Origin of the sequence: Halobacterium salinarum DSM 3754 (genome assembly GCF_008124605.1) — an archaeon.
GTDB classification, from domain to species: Archaea; Halobacteriota; Halobacteria; order Halobacteriales; family Halobacteriaceae; genus Halobacterium; species Halobacterium salinarum.
This window is the reverse complement of the sequence record NZ_VRYN01000008.1, coordinates 23,093-47,084: the sequence shown is the minus strand read 5'-3', so window position 1 is coordinate 47,084 and position 23,992 is coordinate 23,093. Positions and strand designations below refer to the sequence as shown.

25 protein-coding genes and 2 pseudogenes are annotated in these 23,992 nt (G+C 64.3%); 15 read left to right on the top strand and 12 right to left on the bottom strand.

Features of this window, described 5'->3' with window-relative positions; all coding sequences use genetic code 11:
• Window positions 1–236, bottom strand: a pseudogene (locus APQ99_RS10795) (IS5/IS1182 family transposase); the annotation flags it as partial.
• A 105-nt stretch (window positions 237–341) separates the two neighbouring features.
• Here APQ99_RS10795 and APQ99_RS10790 point away from each other — a divergent pair.
• Window positions 342–674 (top strand): orc / cell division control protein 6, encoded by a 333-nt coding sequence (locus APQ99_RS10790; RefSeq protein ID WP_010904067.1) that lies wholly within the window; start codon window positions 342–344, stop codon window positions 672–674.
• A gap of 491 nt (window positions 675–1,165) precedes the next feature.
• Here the strand turns inward: APQ99_RS10790 and APQ99_RS10785 are convergent, their stop codons facing one another.
• Window positions 1,166–1,489: a hypothetical protein gene (locus tag APQ99_RS10785; protein ID WP_010904068.1), complete on the bottom strand. Its 324-nt coding sequence runs from the start codon at window positions 1,487–1,489 to the stop codon at window positions 1,166–1,168.
• Window positions 1,490–1,618: 129 nt separating this feature from the next.
• On the opposite strand from APQ99_RS10785, the gene APQ99_RS10780 reads away from it, so the two are divergent.
• Entirely contained in the window at window positions 1,619–2,407 is a 789-nt protein-coding gene (locus APQ99_RS10780; protein ID WP_010904069.1) for an outer membrane protein assembly factor BamB family protein, read from the top strand.
• Here APQ99_RS10780 and APQ99_RS10775 read toward each other — a convergent pair whose 3' ends face one another.
• Together APQ99_RS10775 and APQ99_RS10770 are read right to left on the bottom strand one after the other, a co-directional pair.
• Window positions 2,408–2,677 carry a type II toxin-antitoxin system RelE family toxin gene (locus APQ99_RS10775; protein WP_010904070.1) on the bottom strand — a complete coding sequence of 90 codons (270 nt, stop codon included), beginning with the start codon at window positions 2,675–2,677 and terminating at the stop codon, window positions 2,408–2,410.
• Window positions 2,670–2,948, bottom strand: a complete 279-nt coding sequence (locus APQ99_RS10770) for a ribbon-helix-helix domain-containing protein (protein WP_010904071.1) — start codon at window positions 2,946–2,948, stop codon at window positions 2,670–2,672. Before APQ99_RS10770 ends, APQ99_RS10775 begins: the two co-directional genes overlap by 8 nt.
• Window positions 2,949–3,070: 122 nt before the next feature.
• Between APQ99_RS10770 and APQ99_RS12650 the strand changes: the two genes are divergently transcribed.
• Window positions 3,071–3,223, top strand: coding sequence for a DUF7557 family protein (locus tag APQ99_RS12650; RefSeq protein WP_010904072.1), 153 nt, complete (start codon window positions 3,071–3,073; stop codon window positions 3,221–3,223).
• On the opposite strand, the gene APQ99_RS13095 is transcribed toward APQ99_RS12650, so the two are convergent.
• The gene (locus APQ99_RS13095; RefSeq protein WP_010904073.1) at window positions 3,224–3,505 is read right to left on the bottom strand and encodes a DUF7577 domain-containing protein; all 282 of its coding nucleotides are present in this window, start codon (window positions 3,503–3,505) and stop codon (window positions 3,224–3,226) included.
• A 96-nt stretch (window positions 3,506–3,601) separates the two neighbouring features.
• On the opposite strand from APQ99_RS13095, the gene APQ99_RS10760 reads away from it, so the two are divergent.
• Both APQ99_RS10760 and APQ99_RS12645 read left to right on the top strand, forming a co-directional pair.
• The gene (locus APQ99_RS10760; protein ID WP_010904074.1) at window positions 3,602–4,348 is read left to right on the top strand and encodes an inorganic phosphate transporter; all 747 of its coding nucleotides are present in this window, start codon (window positions 3,602–3,604) and stop codon (window positions 4,346–4,348) included.
• Between the two features lie 594 nt (window positions 4,349–4,942).
• Window positions 4,943–5,110 carry a hypothetical protein gene (locus APQ99_RS12645; RefSeq protein WP_010904076.1) on the top strand — a complete coding sequence of 56 codons (168 nt, stop codon included), beginning with the start codon at window positions 4,943–4,945 and terminating at the stop codon, window positions 5,108–5,110.
• 16 nt (window positions 5,111–5,126) lie between these two features.
• On the opposite strand, the gene APQ99_RS10755 is transcribed toward APQ99_RS12645, so the two are convergent.
• From APQ99_RS10755 to APQ99_RS13090, 4 genes and pseudogenes are all read right to left on the bottom strand, one after another.
• Entirely contained in the window at window positions 5,127–7,340 is a 2,214-nt protein-coding gene (locus tag APQ99_RS10755) for a CDC48 family AAA ATPase (RefSeq protein ID WP_010904077.1), read from the bottom strand.
• A 65-nt stretch (window positions 7,341–7,405) separates the two neighbouring features.
• Window positions 7,406–7,777 (bottom strand): Hsp20/alpha crystallin family protein, encoded by a 372-nt coding sequence (locus APQ99_RS10750; RefSeq protein ID WP_010904078.1) that lies wholly within the window; start codon window positions 7,775–7,777, stop codon window positions 7,406–7,408.
• A 57-nt stretch (window positions 7,778–7,834) separates the two neighbouring features.
• Window positions 7,835–8,185, bottom strand: coding sequence for a DUF6166 domain-containing protein (locus APQ99_RS12865; protein ID WP_227970951.1), 351 nt, complete (start codon window positions 8,183–8,185; stop codon window positions 7,835–7,837).
• Window positions 8,186–8,521: 336 nt separating this feature from the next.
• Window positions 8,522–8,638: pseudogene (locus APQ99_RS13090) on the bottom strand (primase-associated protein); the annotation flags it as partial.
• Window positions 8,639–8,799: 161 nt separating this feature from the next.
• Here APQ99_RS13090 and APQ99_RS10735 point away from each other — a divergent pair.
• From APQ99_RS10735 to APQ99_RS10695, 10 genes are all read left to right on the top strand, one after another.
• Window positions 8,800–9,219, top strand: coding sequence for a universal stress protein (locus APQ99_RS10735; RefSeq protein WP_010904081.1), 420 nt, complete (start codon window positions 8,800–8,802; stop codon window positions 9,217–9,219).
• Between the two features lie 162 nt (window positions 9,220–9,381).
• Window positions 9,382–10,155 (top strand): hypothetical protein, encoded by a 774-nt coding sequence (locus APQ99_RS10730; RefSeq protein ID WP_227970952.1) that lies wholly within the window; start codon window positions 9,382–9,384, stop codon window positions 10,153–10,155.
• Between the two features lie 261 nt (window positions 10,156–10,416).
• Complete coding sequence (locus APQ99_RS10725; protein WP_157849929.1) at window positions 10,417–11,256, top strand: prohibitin family protein; 840 nt, start codon at window positions 10,417–10,419, stop codon at window positions 11,254–11,256.
• Window positions 11,256–11,399, top strand: coding sequence for a hypothetical protein (locus tag APQ99_RS12640; protein ID WP_010904084.1), 144 nt, complete (start codon window positions 11,256–11,258; stop codon window positions 11,397–11,399). Before APQ99_RS10725 ends, APQ99_RS12640 begins: the two co-directional genes overlap by 1 nt.
• 290 nt (window positions 11,400–11,689) lie before the next feature.
• On the top strand, window positions 11,690–13,048 hold the full coding sequence (locus APQ99_RS10720) for a diaminobutyrate--2-oxoglutarate transaminase family protein (RefSeq protein WP_012289622.1): 1,359 nt from the start codon (window positions 11,690–11,692) through the stop codon (window positions 13,046–13,048).
• A 110-nt stretch (window positions 13,049–13,158) separates the two neighbouring features.
• Window positions 13,159–14,619, top strand: a complete 1,461-nt coding sequence (locus APQ99_RS10715) for a pyridoxal phosphate-dependent decarboxylase family protein (protein WP_010904086.1) — start codon at window positions 13,159–13,161, stop codon at window positions 14,617–14,619.
• The gene (locus APQ99_RS10710) at window positions 14,616–16,439 is read left to right on the top strand and encodes an IucA/IucC family protein (protein ID WP_010904087.1); all 1,824 of its coding nucleotides are present in this window, start codon (window positions 14,616–14,618) and stop codon (window positions 16,437–16,439) included. Before APQ99_RS10715 ends, APQ99_RS10710 begins: the two co-directional genes overlap by 4 nt.
• Complete coding sequence (locus APQ99_RS10705; RefSeq protein WP_010904088.1) at window positions 16,436–17,146, top strand: GNAT family N-acetyltransferase; 711 nt, start codon at window positions 16,436–16,438, stop codon at window positions 17,144–17,146. Before APQ99_RS10710 ends, APQ99_RS10705 begins: the two co-directional genes overlap by 4 nt.
• Window positions 17,143–18,576, top strand: a complete 1,434-nt coding sequence (locus tag APQ99_RS10700) for a lysine N(6)-hydroxylase/L-ornithine N(5)-oxygenase family protein (protein WP_010904089.1) — start codon at window positions 17,143–17,145, stop codon at window positions 18,574–18,576. The genes APQ99_RS10705 and APQ99_RS10700 overlap by 4 nt, the downstream gene beginning before the upstream one ends.
• Before the next feature lie 25 nt (window positions 18,577–18,601).
• Entirely contained in the window at window positions 18,602–20,428 is a 1,827-nt protein-coding gene (locus tag APQ99_RS10695) for an IucA/IucC family protein (RefSeq protein ID WP_010904090.1), read from the top strand.
• On the opposite strand, the gene APQ99_RS10690 is transcribed toward APQ99_RS10695, so the two are convergent.
• The 3 genes from APQ99_RS10690 to APQ99_RS10680 all read right to left on the bottom strand — a co-directional run bounded on the left by APQ99_RS10690 (window position 20,429) and on the right by APQ99_RS10680 (window position 23,991).
• Window positions 20,429–21,082 (bottom strand): potassium channel family protein, encoded by a 654-nt coding sequence (locus tag APQ99_RS10690; protein WP_010904091.1) that lies wholly within the window; start codon window positions 21,080–21,082, stop codon window positions 20,429–20,431.
• Window positions 21,072–22,535: an APC family permease gene (locus APQ99_RS10685; RefSeq protein ID WP_010904092.1), complete on the bottom strand. Its 1,464-nt coding sequence runs from the start codon at window positions 22,533–22,535 to the stop codon at window positions 21,072–21,074. The genes APQ99_RS10690 and APQ99_RS10685 overlap by 11 nt, the downstream gene beginning before the upstream one ends.
• A gap of 196 nt (window positions 22,536–22,731) precedes the next feature.
• Complete coding sequence (locus tag APQ99_RS10680; RefSeq protein WP_012289623.1) at window positions 22,732–23,991, bottom strand: RNA-guided endonuclease TnpB family protein; 1,260 nt, start codon at window positions 23,989–23,991, stop codon at window positions 22,732–22,734.
• Between the last annotated feature and the right edge of the window lies 1 nt (window position 23,992).

Here is a 23,992-nt window from a genome sequence, read left to right as displayed (position 1 = left end):
CTGTAGTGTGGTGCTTCGTCAAGTCCAAACACGGCAAGAACACCGGGCATCTCGTTGAGGTAGTCCTCGGATTCACGGAGGCTCTTTTCCAGTTCGACACGGTACAGAATCAACGCGATCTGCACCCACTCGGCGTACCCGCCCGCGCCGGACGGCGCGGCGGGTACGTCCGGATCGTCAACGTGCTGTTTGGCAAGGTTTCGACACATCCAAGCAAGCCGTCTGAGCGATGCCATATCGCCAGACGGCGTCCAATTCCTGGTTAGCTTGACGGAATCTTCCCGGGAGAGAGTCTGAAACTTCCCTCAATCGGTGGCAAAACAAGGCAACTCTTTATCGAGATGGTGAAAGGGACTCCGCTGTCAGGGAAATCACTCCTGTTTGCTCTCACGCGTCTTGACCGGAATAACCCGGAGAAAGAATGGTTCCGGACGTCAGAGATTCACGAGGTTTACCAAACAGTAGCACGGGACGTCGAAGTAGAGCCCAAGGGGTACAATCGTGCGCTTGAGCTTCTGAACAAGCACGTAACGACAGGAGTTCTCGAATCGAAAAAGAAGGAACGCGGAGATCAGGGGAAGTTCAGATCGTATTCGCTCCAAGGAGACGTTGAGAGCACACGAACTGGACTGATCAACTCGACGCCGGAACTCCAGACGTTGATGGGATGGTGACACCCTCACCCCTCGGTGTGAATGGTCCCCCATAGAATACGACGGTTGTAGTGATAGAGCGAGAGTTGAAGAACCTAGTGCGGCACGGAGAGCGGCTTACACGTTCTGCCACGGTGGCTGACCCGACCCGCTACTGCACCGCACCTGTAGTTATCTTTATTATACCTCAGTCTAAACAGTCCTTTGAGCAAGTACATTTTGAAAGGCAAGGCCTTGTGCCGAAGGTTCGCCACTGAGTCGACAGCTTCCCTACGGCATGAGGACTTCTGCTGTTAAGGGCTTCTTAATCACGGTACCCTGGGTGGTGGACCATTCACACTGAGGGGTGTGGGGGTAAACGAGGCGTAATCTATCCGCGTGTTGCTCTGTCTTCTCTCGGTGTGAAGTCTCGTCAGAGAGTGGCGGTTGGTAGCCATTCACACGCTGGGGGGTGTCATCTGCTGCGCTCCGAATCACGTTGAAACGAATATCAGGCTACAGTTCCATCTCGTCTACTCGTCGGGATTCACCGGCTCTCTGTACTTCGACGTCACCGAATCACCTTCCCGCCACTGCCAGTAGTAGTAGCGATTGTCGTTGATCTCCTTGATCGTGATCGCCGCCTTCGCCGGCACGTCGTCTGGGAGGTCATCGGGGCGTTCCTCGACGTCGGCATCGTCCGCTTCCTCCTCGAGACGAGCTTCACGCTCCTTGTATTCGGCCAACGCCTCGGCGTAGCTGGCAGCGTCCCGAAGATGCTCCGATGTGGCTTCGTTGAGCGTGTTGACGATCTCCGTTGGGAGGTTCGCCGGTGGGGACGGTGGTTCGGAGGACATCGACTCTCTCTGTGTTAACCAACACGGACTCTCTATCCATAGTTTTGTTGGTTAAGGCGGTGGGGCAAGCTCTTGTCCCTCTCGGTCTGTAACATTACTCGAAGCTTCTTTATACACAAGTTTCGTTCTATGTTACACTGTGCTCCGGCGCATCGAACTCGAGGTCCTCACCACGGTCGACCCCTAACCACCGTACAACTCGATGACGGGTCCTCCGATACGACCCACGAACTCAATCGGCGTCCAACTGGGCCACCAGCCCTCGCGGATCCGATCGCCGTTACGCCCGTACTTGGCGACTATACCGAGCCATCGACCGACGGGCTCGTCGCACTCGACACCGATAGCTGGACGACGACTTGGACACACAATACAGCTGGCAGACCCAATCCACCGACTGTCGCTGACGACCTCCTTGTCGCCACGAGCGATCAGGGCGATGTAACTGCGCTTGCGGCGTCCACTGGTGACACGCCGTGGATGCGGACGTTTAGTGACGATCATCAGCGTGCAAGTATCCCTGCCCCGCCAGCCATCGATGCCGATTCCGTGTATATCACCGCAGATGGCGCTGCCGCTCAGGGAATCTACGCGCTGGACCGTGAGACGGGTGAGACACAGTGGGAAATTCCTGGGCCAAATATTCCGGGTCCGTTAGTTCGGACGGAGGATGTCGTCCTCGCGAGCTACGACCGCTATGAACTCGTGGCGTTCGATGCTGGGAGTGGAGACCGGCAGTGGTCAAAGGAGATGTATGATGGTGGTCCGTTCTCACCAGCAATCGGAGATAGCCGCGTTTTCAGTGCAGATACCAACACCGCGTCCGAGGCCATCGTTCCCTTCCTAGTGATGGTTGTCGGTGGCTATGCGGGAATCACACTTGCAGACATCCTGTGGGAACAGTTCTTCACTAACTGATCAGCGACTCTCCCTCTGGAATAGCGCTCTCATCGGACTCGACGGAAACCTTCTGCTCGTGGAGGACGTGGTCGACACGGCATTCGATCCTGTCGTCGCTCGGTAGTCGCCGGCGCGGAGCTTGTAGTACGGGTAGCCGGTGAGCTTTTCGAGGCGGTGAGAGGTCCAGTCTTTCGCCTCGTCGAGTTTCTTGACCAGTCGCTCTTGGGCTTCGATGTCGAGTCCGTCTAGCAAATCGAGTGCTTTTGATGTCCACTCGACTTTAGTCATCGATGCGCAGGCGGTCCTTCACGTCGTCTTGGGACACCGTCTCACCCTGCTCTCGCTGTTCGCGGCTCTCTGCCAGGTGCTTGAGCGCTTCCTCGGACAGCTGCGTGGGGGGATTGACCGCATCCCGGAGGGCATCGCGGATGAATTCGGACTTGGTCGCGTAGCCACGCTCTTCCCATACTTCGTCGACCTGTGCCAGCAGCGACTGCGGTACCCGGACGTTGATCTTCTCCATCTCGCCGTCGCCACCGCCGTCGCTGTCAGTGCTCATACGATGTGATACGCTTGTATCACGTAGGTAGCTTCGGTTGAGTGACTGGGCTGTGCTCCCCAGCACTTCTTCAGTCAATCCGCTTCGTGAGTTTTACGAACAACAGACCCCAGACTCCGAATATGCCGGAGATTGATCTTAATGAGGAGACAGTCAACCGACTCGACAATCTACGAGTCGACGACGAATCCTATGACGAAATCACCAATGAACTCATCAATATCTACGAGGCAGAAGAACTGACTCTTTCGTTTGCCGGAGATCGGCTGGAGTAATCAGAGAATCTGTCGACCGACAGGCGCGGTTGGCATTCTGCCGATATTGCCTCCGCCAGGGAGTTCTGACACGCAGTTCGCACAGTACCTGTATTCCCGTTCGTTGGTTGTCCCACACTCCGGGCAATCGACTTCTTTTGTCTGTACTGATTTTTTAGTGCTGTCCGCAGGTTCCACGCCACCGTCGGAGCTCTGCTTGGACCAATACGCATAGAGGACAGCCAGCACGTGGAACCCTCCGACGACTACGACGAGCGTGTACAGCCAAGGCTGGAGGGTCATGCCTATCAGGACATAGTGTCGGCGTTCACTTAGCCCTTACTCGTCGGTTCAGGAAATCAATATTCTTTTGCGGAATTATGTCCGGTATCCGATTGTATGGCGCTGTCGGTGGTGTTCGTCGTCGGCGTAGCAGCGGCCATCTTCGTCGGCGTGAATATCGGGGGCTCATCGACCGGCGTGGCATTCGGCCCCGCGACTGGAAGCGACGCTCTGTCGATGCGACAGGCATCCGGGTTGATGGCCGTGTTCGTGCTGCTCGGTGGATTCACCATCGGCACGAATGTCGTCGACGCCCTGGGGGCGGATTTCATCCCAGCGGAGTATTTCACGCTGGGCGCGTCGATCGGCGTCCTCCTGTTCATCGGGCTCGGCATCCTGATCGGAAACGTCCTCAACGTGTCGACCAGCACCAGCCAGACGGCGGTTGCCGCTGTCGTCGCGATGGGCGCGGCGCTCGGTGTCCTCGACTGGCGCACCGTCGGTGTCGTCGGTATGTGGTGGGTACTCTCGACGACCCTCGCCTTCTGGATCTGTGCGTTTGTTGGGCGGTACTTCTACGACGCGATCGTGAATCTGCTCAGTTTCGAATCCGACGACACCGGCCGCTTCGCGGAGCTCGTCGTGATCGGGATCGGCTGTTACATGGGGTTCTCGACAGGGGCCTCCAACGTCGCCAGCGCCGTCGCGCCCCTCGTTGGTTCCAGGCAGCTCGAGATGACATCTGGGGTGGCTATCGGCGGCGTGGCGATCGGGGTCGGTGCCTTCGCTATCGGTCCCCGGACGATGGAGACCGTCGGTGAAGATATCACGGACCTATCGCTGGAAGCGTCCCCTGATCGCTGAGACGATCGCGGCCTCGATCCTCACCGGTCTGAGCTGAGCCGGAATCCCCGCGAGTCTCGCCGTCGTGCTCACCGCGTGCGTCATCGGACTCGGGTGGGGCGGGAGAGCCGTCGGGTGCCTCTTCACGCAATCGTCCGACCTGACGGGCTTTCAACTGCTGAACGGTCGGACTGGGCCGCTGACCAGCTCGATCTGTTCAATCCCTCGGCGACGAAACGGATCGTGACGACGTGGATCGCTACCCCGACTGTTGCCGGTGTTATCGCCTTCGTTACGTTCGAGGCAGCCGAGCGATTCCACCGTCTCACCTGAGCAGGTCACACCAGGATGTTATCGGAGCGGAAGCCGTGCCTCTACTCAGACGAACTCCCAAGTCAGGCTTTTCGATACGAGACTCGAAGATAAGAAACAACGATGTCGCTGAGTTCGCTCAGTGGTCGCTTCCGAGGAAGACAGACGCAATTTCACATCGAACTCGTGTACGGCATCCTCTTTATTGCCGGCTTTGCTTTTCTCGTCTTCCGCGTCGATCCCCGGGTGGCAGCGTTCGAAGGAGGTCTCGTCATTGGTTACTTATTGAGAATTTAGGGGAAAATGTCAATCTACGAGTGGATCCTTGAAGAGACGATTTCAAGCGAGGCCGAACGACAGGTCGAGGCCGAGGTCGTGGATATAGATGAACAGATTGACCAACGTGTGACCGAACAACTCGAAGAAGCCGGTGAACCTCGATCGGATCAAGCCGACGATTCAACTACGTAAGGGAGAGTCACCAGTGCTACACGGCTTCAGCTGGCTTTTCGAACGCCTGCGTTTCGGATCCAGCGTTTGAGTCGACCTCTTCGAGCGCCTGCTCGAAGTGCTCTATTGACAGCTCGATTTCGTCGACGTTGGCCGATTCGGCACTCGCAGTCGCACGGACGTATTCGCGGACGGCGACCGTCGCAGCCTCGCGGCAGACCGCCTCGATATCGGCACCGACGTAGCCGTCAGTCCGCTCGACGAGTTCGTCGACGTCGACATCTTCGGCCAGCGGCTTGTCCTCGGTGTGGATCTCGAAGATCTCACGCCGTGCCGCTTCGTCGGGCTCGTCGACTGCGACGTGACGGTCGAGCCGTCCCGGTCGGAGCAAGGCATCGTCGATGAGGTCTGGGCGGTTCGTCGTGGCGATCACTACGATGTCCTCGAGTTCTTCGAGACCGTCGAGTTCGGTCAGCAGCTGTGAGACCACGCGTTCGCCGACGTTCGAGTCGCCAACGCCCTGGCCACGTTCCGAGGCGATCGCGTCGATCTCGTCGAAGAACACCACCGTGGGGGCGTTCTCGCGGGCCTTCGAGAACACTTCACGAACGCCCCTCTCGGACTCGCCGACGTACTTGTTGAACAGCTCAGGCCCCTTGATCGAGATGAAGTTCGAGTTCGCCTCGTTAGCAACGGCCTTCGCAAGCAGCGTCTTCCCGGTGCCGGGCGGCCCGTAGAGCAAGACGCCCTTCGCCGGTTCGAGTGCGACTTGCTCGTAGGCGTCGGCGTGTTCGAGGGGCCACTGGACGGTCTCCTGGAGGCGTTCCTTCGCATCATCGAGACCACCGACGTGGTCCCAGGTGACATCGGGGACCTCGACGAATACCTCTCGCAGCGCGGAGGGTTCGATGCCCCTCAGCGCCTCTTTGAAGTCGTTCTCGGTCACCTCTATCGAGTCGAGGATGTCGGCGGGGATCTCTTCTTCGTCGAGATCCAGATCGGGCCGAATCCGGCGAAGCGCGTGCATCGCGCTCTCTTTCACGAGGTTCTCGAGATCTGCGCCGACGAAACCTTGAGTATTCTCAGCGTACCGGTCGAGATCGACGCCGTCGCCGAGAGGCATCCCGCGCGTGTGGATCTGAAGGATCTTTTCGCGCCCGTCATGGTCGGGGACGCCGATCTCGATTTCACGATCGAACCGACCGGGACGGCGGAGCGCCGGATCCACGGCATCGACGCGGTTGGTCGTGCCGATAACCGTGAGCTGGCCGCGCTCTTCGAGGCCGTCCATCAGCGAGAGCAACTGGGCGACGACCCGGCGTTCGACATCGCCACTGACGTCTTCGCGCTTGGGCGCGATGGAGTCGAGTTCGTCAATGAAGACGATCGCGGGCGCGTTCTCCTCGGCCTCCTCGAACACGTCGCGAAGCTGCTCTTCGCTCTCGCCGTAGTACTTGCTCATGATCTCCGGGCCAGAGATCGTCTGGAAGTGAGCGTCGATTTCGTTGGCGACGGCCTTGGCGATCAGGGTCTTCCCCGTCCCGGGAGGACCGTGGAGGAGAACGCCCTTCGGCGGTTCGATGCCGAGCGTCCCGAACAGCTCGGGGTGGCGCATCGGCAACTCGATCATCTCCCGAACCTGCTCGAGTTCGTCGTCGAGGCCGCCGATGTCCTCGTACGTGAGGGCTGGAGCGGTCGTATTTTCCGGTTCTCCCGATTCGACGGAGACCTCCTGGGCGCTCTGGTCGGCGATCTCGATCTCGGTCGTGTTCTGCACGACGACCGTCCCGCTGGGCTGCGTATCGACCACCCGTAGGGGAATGCGTCGACCAGACCGACCGGAGAACATACCAAACCCGATCGGGAACGCGACCGTCTGTCCTGCCCTCACCGCCTGGTCGACGAGATGTTCGCGGAGGTGCGAGCCGAGATCTCCTCTGATCTGAAGATTCTGTGGTAGGGAGACGGTAACTCGGTCCGCCGGCTCGACCTCCGTTTTCTCGACCTCGACGCGGTCGTCGATGCTGACGTTCGCTGCCTGTCGGAGCTGGCCGTCGATTCGGATGATACCGCGACCCGCGTCGCTCGTGTTACTAGGCCAGACGCGGGCGACCGTTCGTCCGCCGTTGCGGCCCTCGATCGCGACGAAGTCGCCACTGCTGACGCCGATCTCCTGAAGCGCATCGCGGTCGATGACGGCCATACCGCTCCCTGGATCGCGGTTCTTGAGTTGTTTGACCGTAAGTCGCATGGCTCTCACCTCGATTACTCACGGAAGAAAGCGGCTGTCGGTCAGTACTCCTGTCCGAGGCGATGTCAGGCCTGGACCTCGATCTGCTTGCCGCGGGTGGTGGCACCCGTCAGTACCGGCAGCCGGACTTCGAGGATCCCGTTATTGTACTGGGCCTCGATATCGTCGTCCTCGACGTTCTTTGGGAAGCGGAAGCGACGGTGGTAGGTCTTGCGCTGGCTCCGCGTCTCATCCTCGTGTTCGGCGGCGATGTTGAGGACACCCTCGTCCCAGGAAACGGTGATCTCCTCGGGATCGAAGCCCGGCATCTCGACGCTCAGGACGAACTCGTCGTCCTCCTCGTACAGTTCGTAGTCGTTGCGACCGGTTTCGAACAGTCGGCTCGGGAATCCGGAGTTCTGTAGCCACGAACTGGTTGAACCTGTCGGAAGGGGCATGGCTAATCACCTTGACTCCAGCCAAAACTATGTCCGCATTTCGTAAAAAATTTTCTATCAAAACACAAATATGTATGTATTATTACATTGGTGTGGCGTGGCATAAACGGGGTGATTTGTTGTCGGAATCGAAAGGAATCGATGGATCGAGCAGCGTAGAATATATTTTGAAACAACCTGTAGTTTACTCGTATAGTGCTCGAGCGCGATGTTCTTCGTCGACGAATCGGCCAGTAGTGCAATTGCGAGCTGATCGATACGGGCCTCATCGGTCTCCGATCCCCAGTCGAACCCACCAGGGACGCGGCGCAGGACGTGGAGATGCCTGTCTAGGAGGTCGCCGTCGGGCGTGTAGACCAGCTGTCCACCCATGCAGCGTTCACCACGGTACGCTTGGCCGCTGGTCATCGGTACTCTTCCTCCCGATGGCCCCAGCCCCGTGATCGCGCCGGGGGCTGGCAGGGCGGGGAATTCGACGGTCGACAGGCTGTGTCTGGACTGCGCCCAGTCCCCCACTCGCTCGTGCTCGCGGCCTGCTGGTCGAGGACCGACGTACATCGGCTTTCGTGCTTGACTCCGCTCCGTGACGACCTCCCGATGGAGCATCGTACAGAGCTCCATGACACTCTCTGCGAGGGTGAACGCCGCGGCTCGCGACCGCAGGTCGTGCTGGCTGAAGAGGATCGTCTCATCGGCCCGGTCGACCCGGGCCAGCCACTCCGAGGTCTGCTGGACGTGGCAAAGAACGGTCTTCGAGAACTCGTAGCGAACCTGGTACTCGGTCTCTTGCTCGTCGTACCACGGCCACCGGGAGAAGACCTCCTTGAGGTCCGCAACGATTTCGTCGAGGCCGCTGTCCTGATCTTCAGCGTCGTACGCCGCACCCGCTCGGTGTCGCTCACGAGGGCCGCCGGTTTGTTCTCGCCGGGAACTGCCTGGTCGTCAGGCCCCCACAACGCGGAGTGACTGGGCGCTGGTCACACAACAGCGCGTTTTATGTGGAGTGCTCGGCGAGGGTGCGTATGGCAGTTCTTGTCCCCTACGACGGATCGAGTCCCGCACACGACGCCGTCGAACACGCCGTTGAGACGCACGACACCGACGAACTCGTGCTCCTGCACGTCACCGAGCTCGCGGACGGGATGCTCGACGCCGGCGTGGACATCGTCCAAGAGCAGCTGAAAGGCCTCCAGAATCCGGCCAGCAGCGAGGGACTCACCGAGGAGACCCAGGCCCTCCTGGAGGACGCGGCGCTCTCGTTCCGGATGGAGACGACAGTGGGGAACCCGGCGCGTGAGATCGTCTCGTTCGCGGAGGACAACGACATCACCGAGATCGTCATGGGGAGCCACGGGCGGCGTGGTGTCTCCCGTGTGCTGCTTGGGAGCGTCGCCGAAACGGTGGTGCGGCGCGCCCCGACGACCGTGACAGTCGTTCGGTGAGGGCGGCTCACAGGTGAGAGGGGATCCGTGCTGTGGGGTCGGATGTAGCCGGACGCCCCACCATCGATGTGTAACGGCGGGTCCATCGGTCAAGCACTGGCAGCCGTTGTGGCGAGAGGTTTTTATGCAGCGATCTCTGATTCCACAGTGTCGTGTGAGACAATGTCACGCAATAAAATCGCGCTGACGGGCCCCTACGACGGGCTAGAGGAGGCACGACGGGCGTGCACAGCGGACCTCAAAGAAACGTCCCCGGAGCTATACGACGCCTGCAACGGGTACACTGAATCACTTATCGCGGAGGTTTCAGCGTCAGGGAACGCGATTCCCGGAAGCGCACTCACAGACGACAAAGACCTCGCCGTGTTCCGCCAGTTCATCAAGCAACAACACACCGAGTACTGGTTCGCGGACCTCAACGGCCGCGGCAGCACCGCCGACCTCGGGTGGGATGCATTCCGGTCGCTGGTCGTGCGATACGCCGAACACGCGTACCTGAATGCGTTCGGCGCGTACCGGGCTGCGACCGAGCAGCTGTCACAGATAGAGCGCAGCCGCCAGGAGGTGAGCGAGTTACTCGCGGAGATCGAGGGACGACTTGATGGAGACAGCGCGGCAGTCATCGCCGACGGGGAGGCCACGCCACAGGAGCTGCTGACAAGCGCGAAACGAACGGTGGCAACGGCGACCCAACAGCTCGACACGGCACAGACGGAGATCAGCAACGCGCACGCCTACCACGCAGTCGGGGACTGTTATCAGACCGAGTACGACATCGAGTCGGAGTCGTTTAGCGACGTTTCGCTGGCGGACGACGCCGACTGGTTCCTGCAGGACCTGCGGCACCGGCGGGACCGGTTGCGGACGCGGGCCCGGTGGATGCGAAACGATGTCTCGGCTCTGAAGTCGAGACCCGCGGTCCGCGACAGTGCGTGAGTGGGCCATGGGTAGCCGGCAGGGCGTTGTCGACGGGAGTCCGTGCGGAGCGAAGACGCGCCGCCGGGGATTACACGTCACACGGACCAGTATTTTTAATACCGTGGTGTGGCACAGTGGGGTACAGCATACAGAGGTCGCGCTCCGAGGTGCTCCGGCTGGTCGTGCGAGACGTCGCCGTGAGCGTGCCTCGCGGGTCGGACTGCGGTCTGCGTGCTAAACACAACGGTTATGAAATCGTTACAACTCAAAGTCGGCGCAGTGGTCGGTGCATTCGTTTTGGTGACCGTGCTCGTTGGCGGTGGACTGGCGTGGAATCCAGTCCAGGAGGGGAACATCGAGGTGGTGAAAGAGTGGGGTGCAAGCACCGGTGAAACCCTGGAACCGGGTGCAAACGTGATCGTGCCGATCAAACAGTCGACGGCGGTCGTGCCGGTCCGGCCCCAGGAGTACACGATGGCGAACGAAAAACAGGAGGGCGCCGAAGCGCGCGACGATTCCGTTGAGGTGCTCACGAACGACGGGGTGAGCGTCAACGTTGACGTGACGATCCGGTATCGTGTGAACAAGACGGAGGCCGCGACGTTCTACGACGAGTACAAGGACGTGAGCCAGGCCGAGGCGCGGTTGATTCGGCCGACCACCCAGGACGTGTTGCGGACGGAGGGTGGGGACATCGACACGACCGAGATCTACACCGGCGCGGGCCAAAAGCAGATGGCGGCCGCGGTAAAGAAGGCGCTCGAGACGGAGGCCGTGGGCAGCGGGCTGATCATCGAGGCCGTCCAGATCCGGAACATCAAACTCCCGGGCCAGTACGCTGACGCCGTCGAGAAGAAGGAAGTCGAGAAGCAGAACATCGAGAAAAAGCAGAACTCCATCCAGGTCGCGAAGGCTGAGGCGGAGCGCAAGCGCGTGCAGGCCAAGGGTGAGGCAGAGGCCAACGAGATCGTTGCGGAGTCACTCAAGGACAACCCGGAGCTCATCAAGATCCGGTATATCGAGGCGCTGAACCAGGACAACAGCACGATCTACGTCGGCGCTGGCTCGCAGGCCGGGATCACGTTGACCAAGGACGTCGACGAGGAGAACAAGAGCTGATGGCTGGGCGCCTGATCGTGTTCGGGTTGTTGTGGTTGGGGGCGATCGCGTTGGTGACGGTCGGCGCGTTCAGGTATTTCAGCGAGCGCCAGCGGCTCAGCCACGAGGAGAGAATGTACGACAAGCGCCACGACGACGAGTAGGCTGTCAGCTGGAGGCGTCGTGGAGCGAGCGGTGGGTCGTCGAGTGTGAGTGGTCGATGAAGGCATGGGTCGAGAACTGAAACCGCCGGATGTTTTATTTCGTGTGGTCGTGTACGAAAGCGACGAGGAGAGAGTGTGTATCCACACACTGCGGCCGACGAGCCGTTGCAACGTCACCCCCAGTTTTAGGCCAGCCTAATAGCGGTAGTTTTATTTATTTTTAGGCTAGCCTAAAAATTGCGTATGTCAGAAGAAACCCAAGACGGAGACACCCGGAGAGGCCGGTCATCGTGACTGACCACGACGACACGTCGAACGCTGCCCTCCTCGAAAGCCAACGCCGACGCGAATCGAACGCACGCACCTACCCGCGCTCGCTGCCGATGGCGGTGACACACGCCGAGGGCATCGAGGTGACCGACGCCGGCGGCACCACCTACCTCGACTGCCTGGCCGGCGCGGGCACGCTCGCGCTCGGCCACAACCATCCCGCAGTGACCGCGGAGCTGGAGCGATTGCTCGCCGAGGACCGCCCGCTGCACACGCTCGACATCACCACACCCGAGAAGGAGGCGTTCGTCGACGCGTTGTTCGACAGTCTGCCGGCCTCGTTCGCGAACACGGCGAAGGTGCAGTTCTGCTCGCCGGCCGGCACCGACGCCATCGAAGCCGCGCTGAAGCTCACGAAGACCGCCACCGGGAACCGGAGCGTGCTCGCGTTCCACGGCGGCTACCACGGCATGACCGCGGGCGCGCTCAGCCTCATGGGCGACATCGACGCCAAAGAGCCGGTTTCGGGGCTGATGCCGAACGTCCACCACCTCCCGTATCCCGACCAGTACCGCCACCCGTTCGGCCTGCCGGCGGGCGAACACGAATCCATCCACACGTACATCGAGCACGCCATTAGCAGCCCCGAGCGCGGGTTCACGGAGCCCGCTGCGGTCGTGCTCGAACTCGTACAGGGAGAAGGAGGGGTCAATCCCGCACCGGACGCCTGGGTGCAGGAGCTCAGGCGCATCACTCGGGAACACGACATCCCGCTGGTCGTCGACGAGATCCAGACCGGCCTCGGACGCACCGGTGAGACGTGGTCGTTCGAGCACGCCGGCATCGAGCCCGATGTCGTCACGTGCTCGAAGGCTGTCGGCGGCGGTCTCCCGCTGGCGGTCGTCCTCTACAACGAGGGCCTCGACGTCTGGGAGCCGGGCGCACACGCCGGCACCTTCCGCGGGAACCAGCTCGCGATGGCGGCTGGCCGCGTCACCATCGAGCACGTTATCGAACAAGACCTCCCCGCCCACGCCGACAAAACGGGGGCGCGGCTCCGCAGCGCGCTCACCGACCTCGAAGCCGACTTCGACGTCGTCGGCGACGTTCGCGGCCGCGGGCTCATGCTCGGCGTGGAGTTCGTCGCTCCGGACGCAGCGGGCGACGAACGCCCGCCGCCGGACGGCGACCTCGCGGCGGCGGTGAAACAGGCGTGCTTCGAGCGCGGACTCATCATCGAGACCGGCGGCCGGGATTCCGCGGTCGCGCGGTTCCTGCCGCCGTTGATCGTCTCCAGCCACCAGATCGACGAGATCGCGGCCCGGTTCAGCGACGCGGTCACGGCCGTGCTCTCGTCGTCAGCCGAGGTGTCGGCGTGAGCCCGCCGCGCAGCGCCGGCGCGAACGCGTCCACGGACACTGACCCTGTGGCGCTCGCCGACCGGCTGTTCCTCGGGAGCGACGCCGGCAACGATGCATACGCCGACGCCATGGAAGCCGCCTGCGACGCCGTCCTGGACGTGATCGGGGGCGCTCACGGGCCGTACTCGGGAGCGAGTTACGACCGCCTCCGCGACCGGCTTGCGGACACCACGGCGCTGCCCGCGGAGGGACACCCGCTTGAGGACGTGCTCGCGGCCGTTCGGGAGGACGTGCTTGCCAACGCGGTGCATCCGAGCGACGAGACCTGTGTCGCGCACCTCCAGTGTCCGCCCATGGTGCCGGCGCTCGCTGCCGAGGCGCTGCTCACCGCGAGCAACCAGTCGCTTGACTCCTTCGACCAAGCCCCCGCGGCGACTGTCGTCGAGGAGCGGTTGATCGCCGACCTCACGGCGCTCTACGAGCTTGGCCCGGCCGCCGACGGCGTGGTCACCGGCGGCGGGACGGAGTCCAACCACCAAGCGCTCCTGCTCGCGCGCGACGACTACGTGGAGACCGTGTTCGGGCAGTCGGTTCGTGAACACGGCCTCCCGCCGGCGGCCCAAGACCTGCGAATCCTGTGTTCGGCCGACGCGCACTTCACGGCCGCGCAGTCGGCTGCTCTGCTTGGGTTGGGCGAGGACGCCGTCGTCACGATCCCGACGGACGGCCGCCACCGCATGGACGCCACCGCGCTCAGGGAGACCGTCGAGCGCCTCAACGACGCCGGCAAACACCCGTTCGCGGTCGTCGGAACCGCGGGCACGACCGACTTCGGGAGTATCGATCCCCTGTCGGCGGTGGCCGACGTGGCGGCGACCCATGACCTCTGGGTCCACGTGGACGCCGCGTTCGGCGGTGCCCTCGCAGTCAGCGACCAGCACAGCGAGCGCCTGTCGGGCATCGACCGCGCGGACTCGGTGGCCGTGGACTTCCACAAACTGTTCTTCCAGCCGATCGCCTGCGGGGCGCTCCTGGTCGCTGACGGGGAATCTTTCGAGCTCATGAGCCGCAACGCGGCGTACCTCAATCCGGCGGGCGACGCCGTCCCCAATCTCGTGGCGAAGTCCACGCGCACGACCCGGCGGTTCGACGCGCTGAAGCCGTACGTCGCGTTCCGGACGCTCGGTCGGGACGGACTCGGGGCGCTCGTGGATCGAACGCTCGCGCTCGCCGACGACGTGGCGGGCCTGCTGCGTGCTGACCCGGCGTTCGAGCTGGCGTGCGAGCCGACACTGAACGCGGTGACGTTTCGCTACCGGCCGGTCCGCGAGCACGCCCACTGTGATCCCGGCCCGTGGGCCGATCACGTCACCGAGGCCGCCCGCGAACAGCTGTTCGACGCCGGCACCGCCGTGGTCGCGCGAACGACCGTCGACGACCGCGCGCACGTGAAATTCACGCTCATGAACCCGCGCACAACCGTCGCCGACATCCAGTCGGTACTCGTTGCGTTCAAAGGACACGCCGCGACGATCGAGGCGGCCGACCGGACCGCTCCGATCACGACCGCCGCCGGGGGCGACCAATGACCGGTGTCGGTGCGGTGGCGGACACGCCGGCCGCGCACGCCGAGTCCGCCACCCTGCACGCGTTCCTCAACTGCTACCTCAGGGAGACCGACGCCGGCGAGGTCGTCTCCCCGAGGGCTGTCCCCGACGGCGTGCCGGCCGGCGCACAGCGGGCCGACCGCCGGGTCGTCCGCGTGCCGTTCCCAGCCCAGTCGACGACCGTGTTCGCCCCGTTGCGGTACGCGTCGGCCACTGGCCGCCACCTGTTCGCGGTGCCGGCGTACGCCCGCCCCGGCGTGCCTGACGCGCCGGCCGGGACGCCGTCCCCGATCGACGCGGCGGGCGTCGCGTCGCTGGCGCGCCGCGAGCTCGCGCTCGATGGCGACGACCCGACCGCGGGCCGGGACCTCTTGGAGCGCGTGTTGGCCTCACAGACCGCGACCGAGCGCTTCGTTGCCGCCCGGGATACGCCACGCGACCACGAGCGGCTGTACGACACGACGGTGTCGTTCCGGGACGCCGAGCAGTCGCTGGTGTACGGCCACCACATGCATCCGACGCCGAACAGCCGTACCGGGATCCCGCCACACGAGCAGTCGCGGTACGCGCCGGAGCTGCGAGCCGGCTTCCAGTTGCGGGTTTTCGCCGCTGATCCGGCGCTCGTGGAGACGTGGGCCGCCGGGGACGCGTCCGCGACGGAGTGGCTCCGGTCGGTGGTGGCCGACGCCACCACCGTGCCCCCCGAGTCGGAGGCCACGCTGGTGCCTGTCCATCCGTGGCAGGCCGACTACCTGCACGCACAGCCACACGTCGCGGCGGCGATAGCGCGCGACGAACTCCGTGACCTGGGCGCGTTCGGCCCGACGTTCTACCCCACGTCGTCGGTGCGGACGCTGTGGAGCCCGGACGCCCCGTTCATGTACAAGGGGTCACTGGCGGTGGAGATCACCAACGCCGAGCGAACCAACAAGCGCCCGGAGCTGGCGCGCGGGGTCGCCGTCTCGGAGCTGCTCGCGACCGGGTTCGGGGACGCCTTCGCCGACCGGTTCCCCGCGTTCTCGATCATCGAGGACCCCGCCGCGATCACGCTCACACTGGGCGACGGCGCTGAGTCCGGGTTCGAGGCCGTGCTGCGCGAGAACCCCTTCGCCGGCGATGACACGGACAACGTCACCCCGGTCGCGGCGCTCTGCCAGGACGGCCTGGACGGCCCCGCACGGGCGGCCCGCATCGTGTCGCGGATCGCCACGCGTGAGGGGCGCACCGAGAGCGCGGTCGCCCGCGAGTGGTTCGAGCAGTACCTCGCGCACACGGTCCGGCCGGTCGTCTGGCTGTACTTCCAGCAGGGCGTCGGCTTGGAAGCCCACCAGCAGAACACGCTCGTTCGGCTCGACGACGACGGCCGCCCGACGGCCGGGTTCTACCGGGACAACCAGGGGTACTACTTCCCGGCGTCCCAGGCGGCCGACGTCGACGACTGGCTGCCCGGCGTCTGCGAGCGCGCCGACACCGTCTGCCCGGACGCCATCGCGGACGAACGCCTCCGGTACTACATCGTGTTCAACAACGCCTTCGGCGTCGTGAACGCGCTCGGCGCGGGCGGCGTCGTGGACGAGCGCGCGTTGCTCGCGGTGCTGCGCACGGAACTGGAGTCGTTGGCGGAGCACGAACCCGCCGACTCGACGCTGGTGTCGGCGCTGCTGACCGAGCGCCGCGTGCCCTGCAAGGCGAACCTGCTCACGCGGTTCGAGGAGCGCGACGAACTCGAAGCCGACCTCGAAACGCAGTCCGTCTACACGGCCATCGAGAACCCGCTGGTCACGCGGGTGGACACACAATGACAGCGCCACTGCCCCGAATCACGAGCGACTACGCGTATCGCCGCCCTGACCCCCAGATCGACCGCACCGTCGCGTTCCGGCGGGTGGCACTCGACCGCGACCTGGGCCGCCTGCACGCGTGGCTCACCAGCGACCACGTCACCCCCTACTGGAGCCTGGGTGCGCCGCTGCCGGCGTTCCATCAGGCGATCGGTGACCACCTTGAGGACGACCACGTCACCGCGTACGTCGGCTGCATCGACGGCGTGCCGATGAGTTACGTGGAGCGCTACTGGGTGGCCGCCGACCCGCTGGCCGACCACTACGACGCCGACGACAACGACCAGGGCATCCACATCCTCATCGGGCCGCCGGAGTACCTCGGCCAGGGCTGTGGCACCGCGCTGTTGCGCGCGATGACCGCGCTTGCGTTCCGGCACGCCGCCACCGACCGGGTGGTCGCGGAACCCGACGCCACCAACGACGCCGCCATCGCCGCCTTCGAACGCGCCGGGTTCGAGCCACGGGAGACGTTTCGTTTCCCGCACGAGGACAAGGACGCAACCCGCGTCGTCTGTGACCGCGAGCGCTTCGTGGGGGCGTTCTCACCGGGTGCGATCGCCGCCAACGGGCCGCCCGCAGACGGCCCAGCGGTCAACCACGACGACGCAACGCACCGGTGTCCGTCCGGGGAACACGGCAACAGCACTCTGGAGGCGGACCGATGACGGAGTCGGTTCACGACCTCGTCGGCGTCGGCCTCGGGCCGTTCAACCTCGGGCTGGCCGCCCTGATCGAGGGCAGCGACGACGTGCCACTGGACGCTGCGTTCCTCGAACAGAAACCCGAGTTCGTCTGGCACGACGGCATGCTCATCGAGGGCACAACCCTGGAGGTGCCGTTCCTCGCGGACCTGGTGACGCTGGCGGACCCGACGAACCCCTACAGCTATCTCAACTACCTGCGCGAGCACGACCGGCTCTACGAGTTCTACTTCTACGAGACGTTCCAGATCCCGCGCCGGGAGTACAACGACTACTGCCAGTGGGTCGCCGAGTCGCTGGCTGCGCCCCGGTTCTCGCGGCGCGTCGTCGACATCACGGCGATCGACGACGACGCGACGCCCGCGAACTTCCGCGTCACCGCTGTCGAGCCGGCCGACGAAGCGCGGTCGGCGACCGATGACGACGCACCCACACACCAGTACCGCGCCCGCGACCTGGTTGTCGGGGTCGGGTCACGGCCCTACGTGCCGCCGGCGTTCCGCGATCTACCCGCTCCGGACGTGTTCCACACCGCGGCCTACCGCGAGCACCGGGCGGCCGTGTGTGACGCCGACAGCGTCGCCGTGATCGGCTCCGGACAGAGCGCGGCGGAAGTCGTCCACGACCTGCTCACGCGGCGCTCGACATCCGACCGCAGCCCGCGGGTCGACTGGGTCACGCGATCTGCGGGGTTCTTCCCCATGGAGTACTCGAAACTCGGGCTCCAGCATTTCACGCCGGAGTACACCGACTACGTGTACGACCTGCCACAGCCAGTGAAAGACGAGCTGATCCCCAACCAGGACATCCTCTACAAGGGGATCGACCCCGAGACCAGCACCCGCATCTACGACACGCTGTACGAGCAGTCGATCGGCGGCCGGGACCCCAACGTGGGGATGATCGCCGCCACCGAAGTCGGGGCGGTCGAACCGACCGGAGGTGGGCGCTACCGCGTCGACTGCCGACACCGCCAGACGGACACCGGGTTCGCCTTCGAGACGGACGCCGTGATCCTGGGCACGGGCTACCACCGGCCCACGCCGGGGTTCCTCAGCAGCCTGGAGCCCCGGCTCGCCCGGGACGATCAGGACCGTCTCGCCGTCGACCGGGAGTACGGCGTCGGGGGCGACCTGCCCGGAGGACTGTTCGTGCAGAACGCCGAACTCCACACCCACGGCGTTGGCGCGCCCGACCTCGGACTGGGCGCGTACCGGAACGCCGTGATCCTCGACCGCCTGCTCGCGGACGCCCCGTACCCGGTCGACCGGGACACCGTCTTCCAGGATTTCGCCCCGGAAGCGTACGCCAGCCACGCGCCCGGCGGCCGCGTCCGCGACGACGACCCGACCACACCGCCAGCCGCCGGCCAGCCGAACGATCACCACCAATGACAGACCGCACCAATCCACCCAACCCATGAACACGTACGAAGACACACTCCAGGACGCTGTGACGGCCGACACGTGGGCGACAGTCGAGCGCAGCCTGCTCGCGAAGCTGTTGCGTGAGTTCACCTACGAGGAACTGCTCGCCCCCGAACGCACCACGGACACCGACCGCGGCGGCCGATACCGGCTCGTGTTGCCCGCGGCAGACGACGCGGACACCGTCCGGTATCGCTTCGAGGCTGAGGAGCGCCTCATGGACACGCTGCGCGTGTTCCCGGACACCATCGAACGCGCGCCGGCCGACGCCGACTCGTGGGCGACCGCCACCGACCCCATTCGGTTCCTCCTAGACGCCCGTGAAACGCTCGACGCCACGGAACTCACCACGGGCCACTTGATCCGCGAGTACCGCAACACCCTGCTGGCGGACGCCCACATCGAAGCACGAAGCGCGCCGGAGTCGTTTGCGGACTGCTCGTACGCCGAGTACGAAAGCGAAATGACCGGTCATCCATGGATCACGTTCAACAAGGGACGTCTCGGATGGGATTACGAGGACTACCGGGATTACGCGCCCGAGCGCCGCCAGACCACAACCATCGGCTGGCTGGCAGTGCGCACCGACCGCGTGACCTTCGAAACTGTCAGCGGGCTCACCCCCACGGGGTTGCTCCGCGGAGAGCTCGGCGACCAGTACGACGATTTCATGGCGACGCTGGCGGACCGGGGTCTCGATCCCCAGGAGTACACACTCCTCCCCGTCCACAACTACCAATGGGAGACCACGATCACGTCGCTGTACGCGAGCGAGCTCGCCGCGGACGCGATCGTGCCGCTTGGTAACGGGGCCGACAGCTATCTGCCGGGACAGTCGGTTCGAACGCTGTTCAACGTCGACGCCCCCGAGAAACACAACGTGAAGCTCCCGATGAAGATCCGGAACACGCTGGTGTGGCGCGGGCTGCCGGGCGACCGCACCGAGGCCGCGCCCCGGGTCACCGAGTACATCACGGACATCCGCGACGGCGACCCGTTCCTGCGGGACGACTGCGAGCTCGTGTTGCCAGGGGAGGTCGCGGGCGTCAACTACGATCACCCCGCGTTCAGCGAGCTTGAGGACAACGCCTACCAGTACGACGAGCTGTTGGGGGCCGTCTGGCGGGAGTCCATCACCGACGCCATCCCGGACTCACAGCAGGCGGTCACGCTGGCGGCGCTCCTCCACGAGGCCGACGGCACGGCCGTGATCTCCGAGTTCGTCGAGCGCTCGCCGCTGGAGCTGTCGGCGTGGCTGACGGAGCTGTTCGACACGCTGTTGCCGCCGCTGTTGCATTACCTCTACCGGTACGGCACCGTGTTCTCCCCGCACGGCGAGAACACCATCGTCATCCTCGACGAGGAGTTCGTGCCGACGCGGCTCGGCGTGAAGGACTTCGTCGACGACGTGAACATCTCCGACCAACCTCTCCCGGAGTTGGCGGATCTGGACGCCGACCTGCGGCGCGTGCTGCGCTCGGAGCCCCCGAACGGGCTGTGCCAGTTCTACTTCTGTGGGCTGTTCGTGGGGGTGTTCCGATACCTCTCGGACGTGCTGACGGCCCACCACGGCTACGACGAAACCGAGTTCTGGACGCAAGTGCGGGACGCGATCACGGCGTACCAGGCGGAGTTCCCGGAGCTGTCCGACCGCTTCGAGACGTTCGATCTCCTCCAGCCCACGTTCACGAAGCTCTGCCTCAACCGGAACCGGCTCACCGAAGAGGGGTACAGCGACACCGCGAGCAGGCCACACGCCGCCGAACACGGGACGGTCACGAACGCCCTGCATGAGGTCGCGGGCGACGCCGACGAGTAGTCAGCCCTGGATCAGGTCCATGGCCTCCCCGGCGACGTCGGGCTCAACGGCGATGATGTATCGGCTGCCCGGCGTGAGCGTCGTGTCCGGGCGTGCGATCCGTTGGCCGTCCGCGCCGGAGATGATCACTGTCCCAGCCGGGAACCGAACGTCGCGCAGCTGCTTGCCGGCGGCGGGCGCGCCGTCGGCGACCCGGACGAGCATGAGCTCCAGGTCGCCGGTGATGTCGGCCAGCGTCTGGACGTCATCGCCGATGATCTCGTTGGCCGCGACGCGTGCGCCGGCGCGTTCGGGGAACACCACGGCGTCGACGAACCGGGTGTACGAATCACGCACCCCGTGGTCGATGCGCGCGATGGTGCGGATCGACGGCGTGAGCTCGGCGGCAGCCAGGCAGACCGCGAGGTTCAACCCGGTTTCGCCGGTGAGCGCCGCGATCCCGTCCGCCCGGTCGACGCCCGCCTGTTCGATGATCGCGGGGTTGGTGGCGTCGCCTTCGATGACGGTCGCCATCCACTGATCGGCGATGTCGTCGACGACGCGGGTGTCGCGCTCGATGATCGTCACGTCGTGGCCGCGGTCGGCGAGGAGTTCAGCCGTCTGGAAGCCGACGCGCCCGCCGCCCGCGATGATGAGGTCTCGGTTAGTGGTCATGTGGCGTGTGTTCGGCGTCCGCCGAAATAGTCGTGGTGTCCTCGTCGTCGCCGGCGGCCGACTGCCGGCTGGCGTGTGCGTAGTAGGCAGCCGTCCCCAGAACGATCCAGGCCGCGCTGAGCGCCAACGCAAGCGGATCCGTGCGCACGAGGTAGTCGACCAGCACGACGGACAACACGAGATTGAGCGCGATGCCGATGAGTGGCGGCGCAGGATAGAACGGCATCTCGTAAGGCCGGTTCATGTCGGGGCGCTCGCGGCGCAGTCTGATGACGGCGACGTTGACGATGATGAACGACAGCAGGAAGAACAGACTGGACATGTTGCCGGCGCTCTGCGTGGGCAACGCGACCGACGCCAACATCACCACCGCGCTGGCGATGATCGCGACGAACGGCGTCCCGTAGCGGTGGTGGATCTGGCCGAACGACGGGAGCAGTTGCCCCTCACGGCCCATCGAGAATGCGACCCGTGAGGACGCGATCACGACCGCGTTCAGCGCCGTGAGCGTCGAGAACACCGCGCCGAAGACGATGAGTGCGCCGCCGTTCTGGATGATCGGCAGTCCGGTGGGCATGAACGACGTGGCTGCCTCCGCGATGCCCGCTTCGCCGGCCGCCGCCAGGCCGTCAGCGCCGAGCGTGCCGACGGCGACGGTGACGACTGCCAGGTAGACGATCACGGTCGCGATCAGGCTCACGAAGATCGCCTTCGGGATGTTCTCGCGGGGGTTTTTGACTTCCTCCGTGACGGTGGTGATGAGGTCGTAGCCCTCGAAGGCGATGAACGTCAGTCCCATGGCGGGCAGGATCGCCGCCGGGCCGCCACCCACTCCGAACAGCGGCTGGAATTCGGCCCCGGAGAACAGCGGGGACGTCGCGCCGAACGCCACGAACACCACCAGGATGCTCACTTTGATGATCGTGAAGATGGTTTCAGCGCTCCCGCTTGCCGCTGTGGACACGGCGTTAAGCGCCACCAGTCCGAGCACTGCGATGAACGCCAGCACGAACGCGGCGGGCACTGAGGCGTCGAGCAGCGGGACGGCGATCGCGCCGACCTGGTCCGGTGGGGCCACCAGGCCGTAGACGTGCAGCAGTTCGAGGAAGTTGGGCGCGAACCCGAGTGCGTACAGCGCGCCCGCGATCATGTACGCGAACCACAGCATCCACCCCATGATGAACGAGGAGAAATCGCCGAAGATCTCGCGCACGAACGCGTAGCCGCCGCCGCTTTTCGGGATCGAGGCCGCGAGTTCGGCGTACGAGAGTCCGGTGAACGCGGTGACGACGCCGTTCAGCGCGAACACGAGGATAGCGGCCGGCCCAGCGATTTCGGCCGCGAGGCCGGTCAAAACGAAGATCCCGGCACCGATCATCGCCCCCATGCCGATCATCGTGGCGTCGAGCAATCCGAGTTCGGCGTCGGGGGATCGCGTTTGGCTGCTGCTCATCAGATACTACTGTGGAGGTGTAGTGTATCCATCGTGTGAACGGGACAACTCAGCCGACACACTTGATTTCTTGCATACGAGCGGTGATAGGTGTGGCGACGTGGCTCCGGGACCAGGTGGGGCGGTGACACCAACGCCCACGACGTGACATCCTCCGCGCCGTGAACGGCGCGGCTTCCCTGCATGAGAATACCGGCTAACTACCGGCAGGGGGTTCCGACCCGACCTCTCCGAGCGTCATCTGCCGAGGTTGGCTCTGCTCGGTGGGGGTCGCGGCGCTGTCACAGGCGCTCCCATCCCGTGAAATGTCATCGCCCGCCGGTTTCAGCGGCAGGCTCTCACCCCACGGGTCGTGGCGGTCAGCGATGTTGACCGCCGCGTTAATGTCTGCGTGATACTCCGACACCCAACACTCCTCGTTCTGGCACCGGAACTCGTCGCCGTTCCGATACCCGATGTGACCGCACTCGTGGCACGTCTGACTCGTGTAGTCCGGTCGCACGTATCTGACCGGGATACCAGCCTCTCGTGCTTTGTCCCTGATGCGCTGTTGAACGCGAGCGAACGCCCATGCGTGGAGGCGTCGGTTCATCCACTCGCCGTAGTCCAGCGACTCGCGGATGTGGGCCAAATCTTCGAGGACGATAAGCGGCTTCTCGAATTGCTGGGCGTACTCGACGGCTTCCCGGCTGGCCTTCTCGATAATGTCCGTGAGCGCGTTCTGGGAGTGGTCAAATCGCTCGTCTATTCGCCATTGGGCGGCGTCACGCTCTTGCAGGCGGCAGAGCATCGTGAACATCGCTTTGCGGAGGTGTCGCGCTCGACCGCGGTTGATGAGTAGTGGGTCAGTCGGAGTGCCCTGCTCGTAGGCACAGCCCGCGAGCAGGTGTGCTTCGCCAATATCGAAGCCAACTGGTGTTACGTCGTCGTCGTCTGTCGCGTCGTAGTCAGGTTCTTCGACCGGATACTCGACGGTGACGTGGAGTGTCCACGATGTGCGGTGGCGTTGCAGGCGGAGTTGCCCTGCCGACGCCTCACCGTCACCGAGGTCGTGCCACAGCCCTTCTTGGGCGGGATTGATGCGAAGCGGAATCCAGAAGTTCGTCCCTCGGCCCGGCTGTGGCACCCACCACGTAAACTCGTAGTCCCGCTCCGGCGAGTGGTCGAACTCGGCGGCTTGGTTGGTGAGTCGAACCGGATGGTCGTCGTCTAACTCCTGTGCGTCGTAGGTGCCGTGCAGTTGCGGGACGTAGTTGCACAGGGCCGCTTTTGCCTGATACGGTAGGTCGTAGGGCGTCACCACGTCGCTGGTGGCGGTCATCGTCTCGCACCCGGCGTCGAACGCTTCGTGGAGTCCTGCCCGGTAGGTATCGAGCAGGTCACACAGTTTGCGCTTTTTGTGGGTTGTCGGTGGGGCGAGCGTGGCCTCCAGCGTTTTCGTGGTCGTGGTGGTCATG

What these genes read in the sequence shown, in the direction of transcription:
- APQ99_RS12865 (WP_227970951.1), bottom strand. Translation starts at nt 8,185, where the DNA reads ATGACCAGCGGCCAAGCGTACCGTGGTGAACGCTGCATGGGTGGACAG.
- APQ99_RS10770 (WP_010904071.1), bottom strand. Translation starts at nt 2,948, where the DNA reads ATGAGCACTGACAGCGACGGCGGTGGCGACGGCGAGATGGAGAAGATC.
- APQ99_RS10695 (WP_010904090.1), top strand. Translation starts at nt 18,602, where the DNA reads ATGAACACGTACGAAGACACACTCCAGGACGCTGTGACGGCCGACACG.
- APQ99_RS12645 (WP_010904076.1), top strand. Translation starts at nt 4,943, where the DNA reads ATGTCAATCTACGAGTGGATCCTTGAAGAGACGATTTCAAGCGAGGCC.
- APQ99_RS10705 (WP_010904088.1), top strand. Translation starts at nt 16,436, where the DNA reads ATGACAGCGCCACTGCCCCGAATCACGAGCGACTACGCGTATCGCCGC.
- APQ99_RS10700 (WP_010904089.1), top strand. Translation starts at nt 17,143, where the DNA reads ATGACGGAGTCGGTTCACGACCTCGTCGGCGTCGGCCTCGGGCCGTTC.
- APQ99_RS10685 (WP_010904092.1), bottom strand. Translation starts at nt 22,535, where the DNA reads ATGAGCAGCAGCCAAACGCGATCCCCCGACGCCGAACTCGGATTGCTC.
- APQ99_RS10735 (WP_010904081.1), top strand. Translation starts at nt 8,800, where the DNA reads ATGGCAGTTCTTGTCCCCTACGACGGATCGAGTCCCGCACACGACGCC.
- APQ99_RS10730 (WP_227970952.1), top strand. Translation starts at nt 9,382, where the DNA reads ATGTCACGCAATAAAATCGCGCTGACGGGCCCCTACGACGGGCTAGAG.
- APQ99_RS13095 (WP_010904073.1), bottom strand. Translation starts at nt 3,505, where the DNA reads ATGACCCTCCAGCCTTGGCTGTACACGCTCGTCGTAGTCGTCGGAGGG.
- APQ99_RS10715 (WP_010904086.1), top strand. Translation starts at nt 13,159, where the DNA reads ATGGAAGCCGCCTGCGACGCCGTCCTGGACGTGATCGGGGGCGCTCAC.
- APQ99_RS10790 (WP_010904067.1), top strand. Translation starts at nt 342, where the DNA reads ATGGTGAAAGGGACTCCGCTGTCAGGGAAATCACTCCTGTTTGCTCTC.
- APQ99_RS10710 (WP_010904087.1), top strand. Translation starts at nt 14,616, where the DNA reads ATGACCGGTGTCGGTGCGGTGGCGGACACGCCGGCCGCGCACGCCGAG.
- APQ99_RS10780 (WP_010904069.1), top strand. Translation starts at nt 1,619, where the DNA reads ATGTTACACTGTGCTCCGGCGCATCGAACTCGAGGTCCTCACCACGGT.
- APQ99_RS12640 (WP_010904084.1), top strand. Translation starts at nt 11,256, where the DNA reads ATGGCTGGGCGCCTGATCGTGTTCGGGTTGTTGTGGTTGGGGGCGATC.
- APQ99_RS10775 (WP_010904070.1), bottom strand. Translation starts at nt 2,677, where the DNA reads ATGACTAAAGTCGAGTGGACATCAAAAGCACTCGATTTGCTAGACGGA.
- APQ99_RS10785 (WP_010904068.1), bottom strand. Translation starts at nt 1,489, where the DNA reads ATGTCCTCCGAACCACCGTCCCCACCGGCGAACCTCCCAACGGAGATC.
- APQ99_RS10750 (WP_010904078.1), bottom strand. Translation starts at nt 7,777, where the DNA reads ATGCCCCTTCCGACAGGTTCAACCAGTTCGTGGCTACAGAACTCCGGA.
- APQ99_RS10755 (WP_010904077.1), bottom strand. Translation starts at nt 7,340, where the DNA reads ATGCGACTTACGGTCAAACAACTCAAGAACCGCGATCCAGGGAGCGGT.
- APQ99_RS10680 (WP_012289623.1), bottom strand. Translation starts at nt 23,991, where the DNA reads ATGACCACCACGACCACGAAAACGCTGGAGGCCACGCTCGCCCCACCG.
- APQ99_RS10690 (WP_010904091.1), bottom strand. Translation starts at nt 21,082, where the DNA reads ATGACCACTAACCGAGACCTCATCATCGCGGGCGGCGGGCGCGTCGGC.
- APQ99_RS10760 (WP_010904074.1), top strand. Translation starts at nt 3,602, where the DNA reads ATGGCGCTGTCGGTGGTGTTCGTCGTCGGCGTAGCAGCGGCCATCTTC.
- APQ99_RS12650 (WP_010904072.1), top strand. Translation starts at nt 3,071, where the DNA reads ATGCCGGAGATTGATCTTAATGAGGAGACAGTCAACCGACTCGACAAT.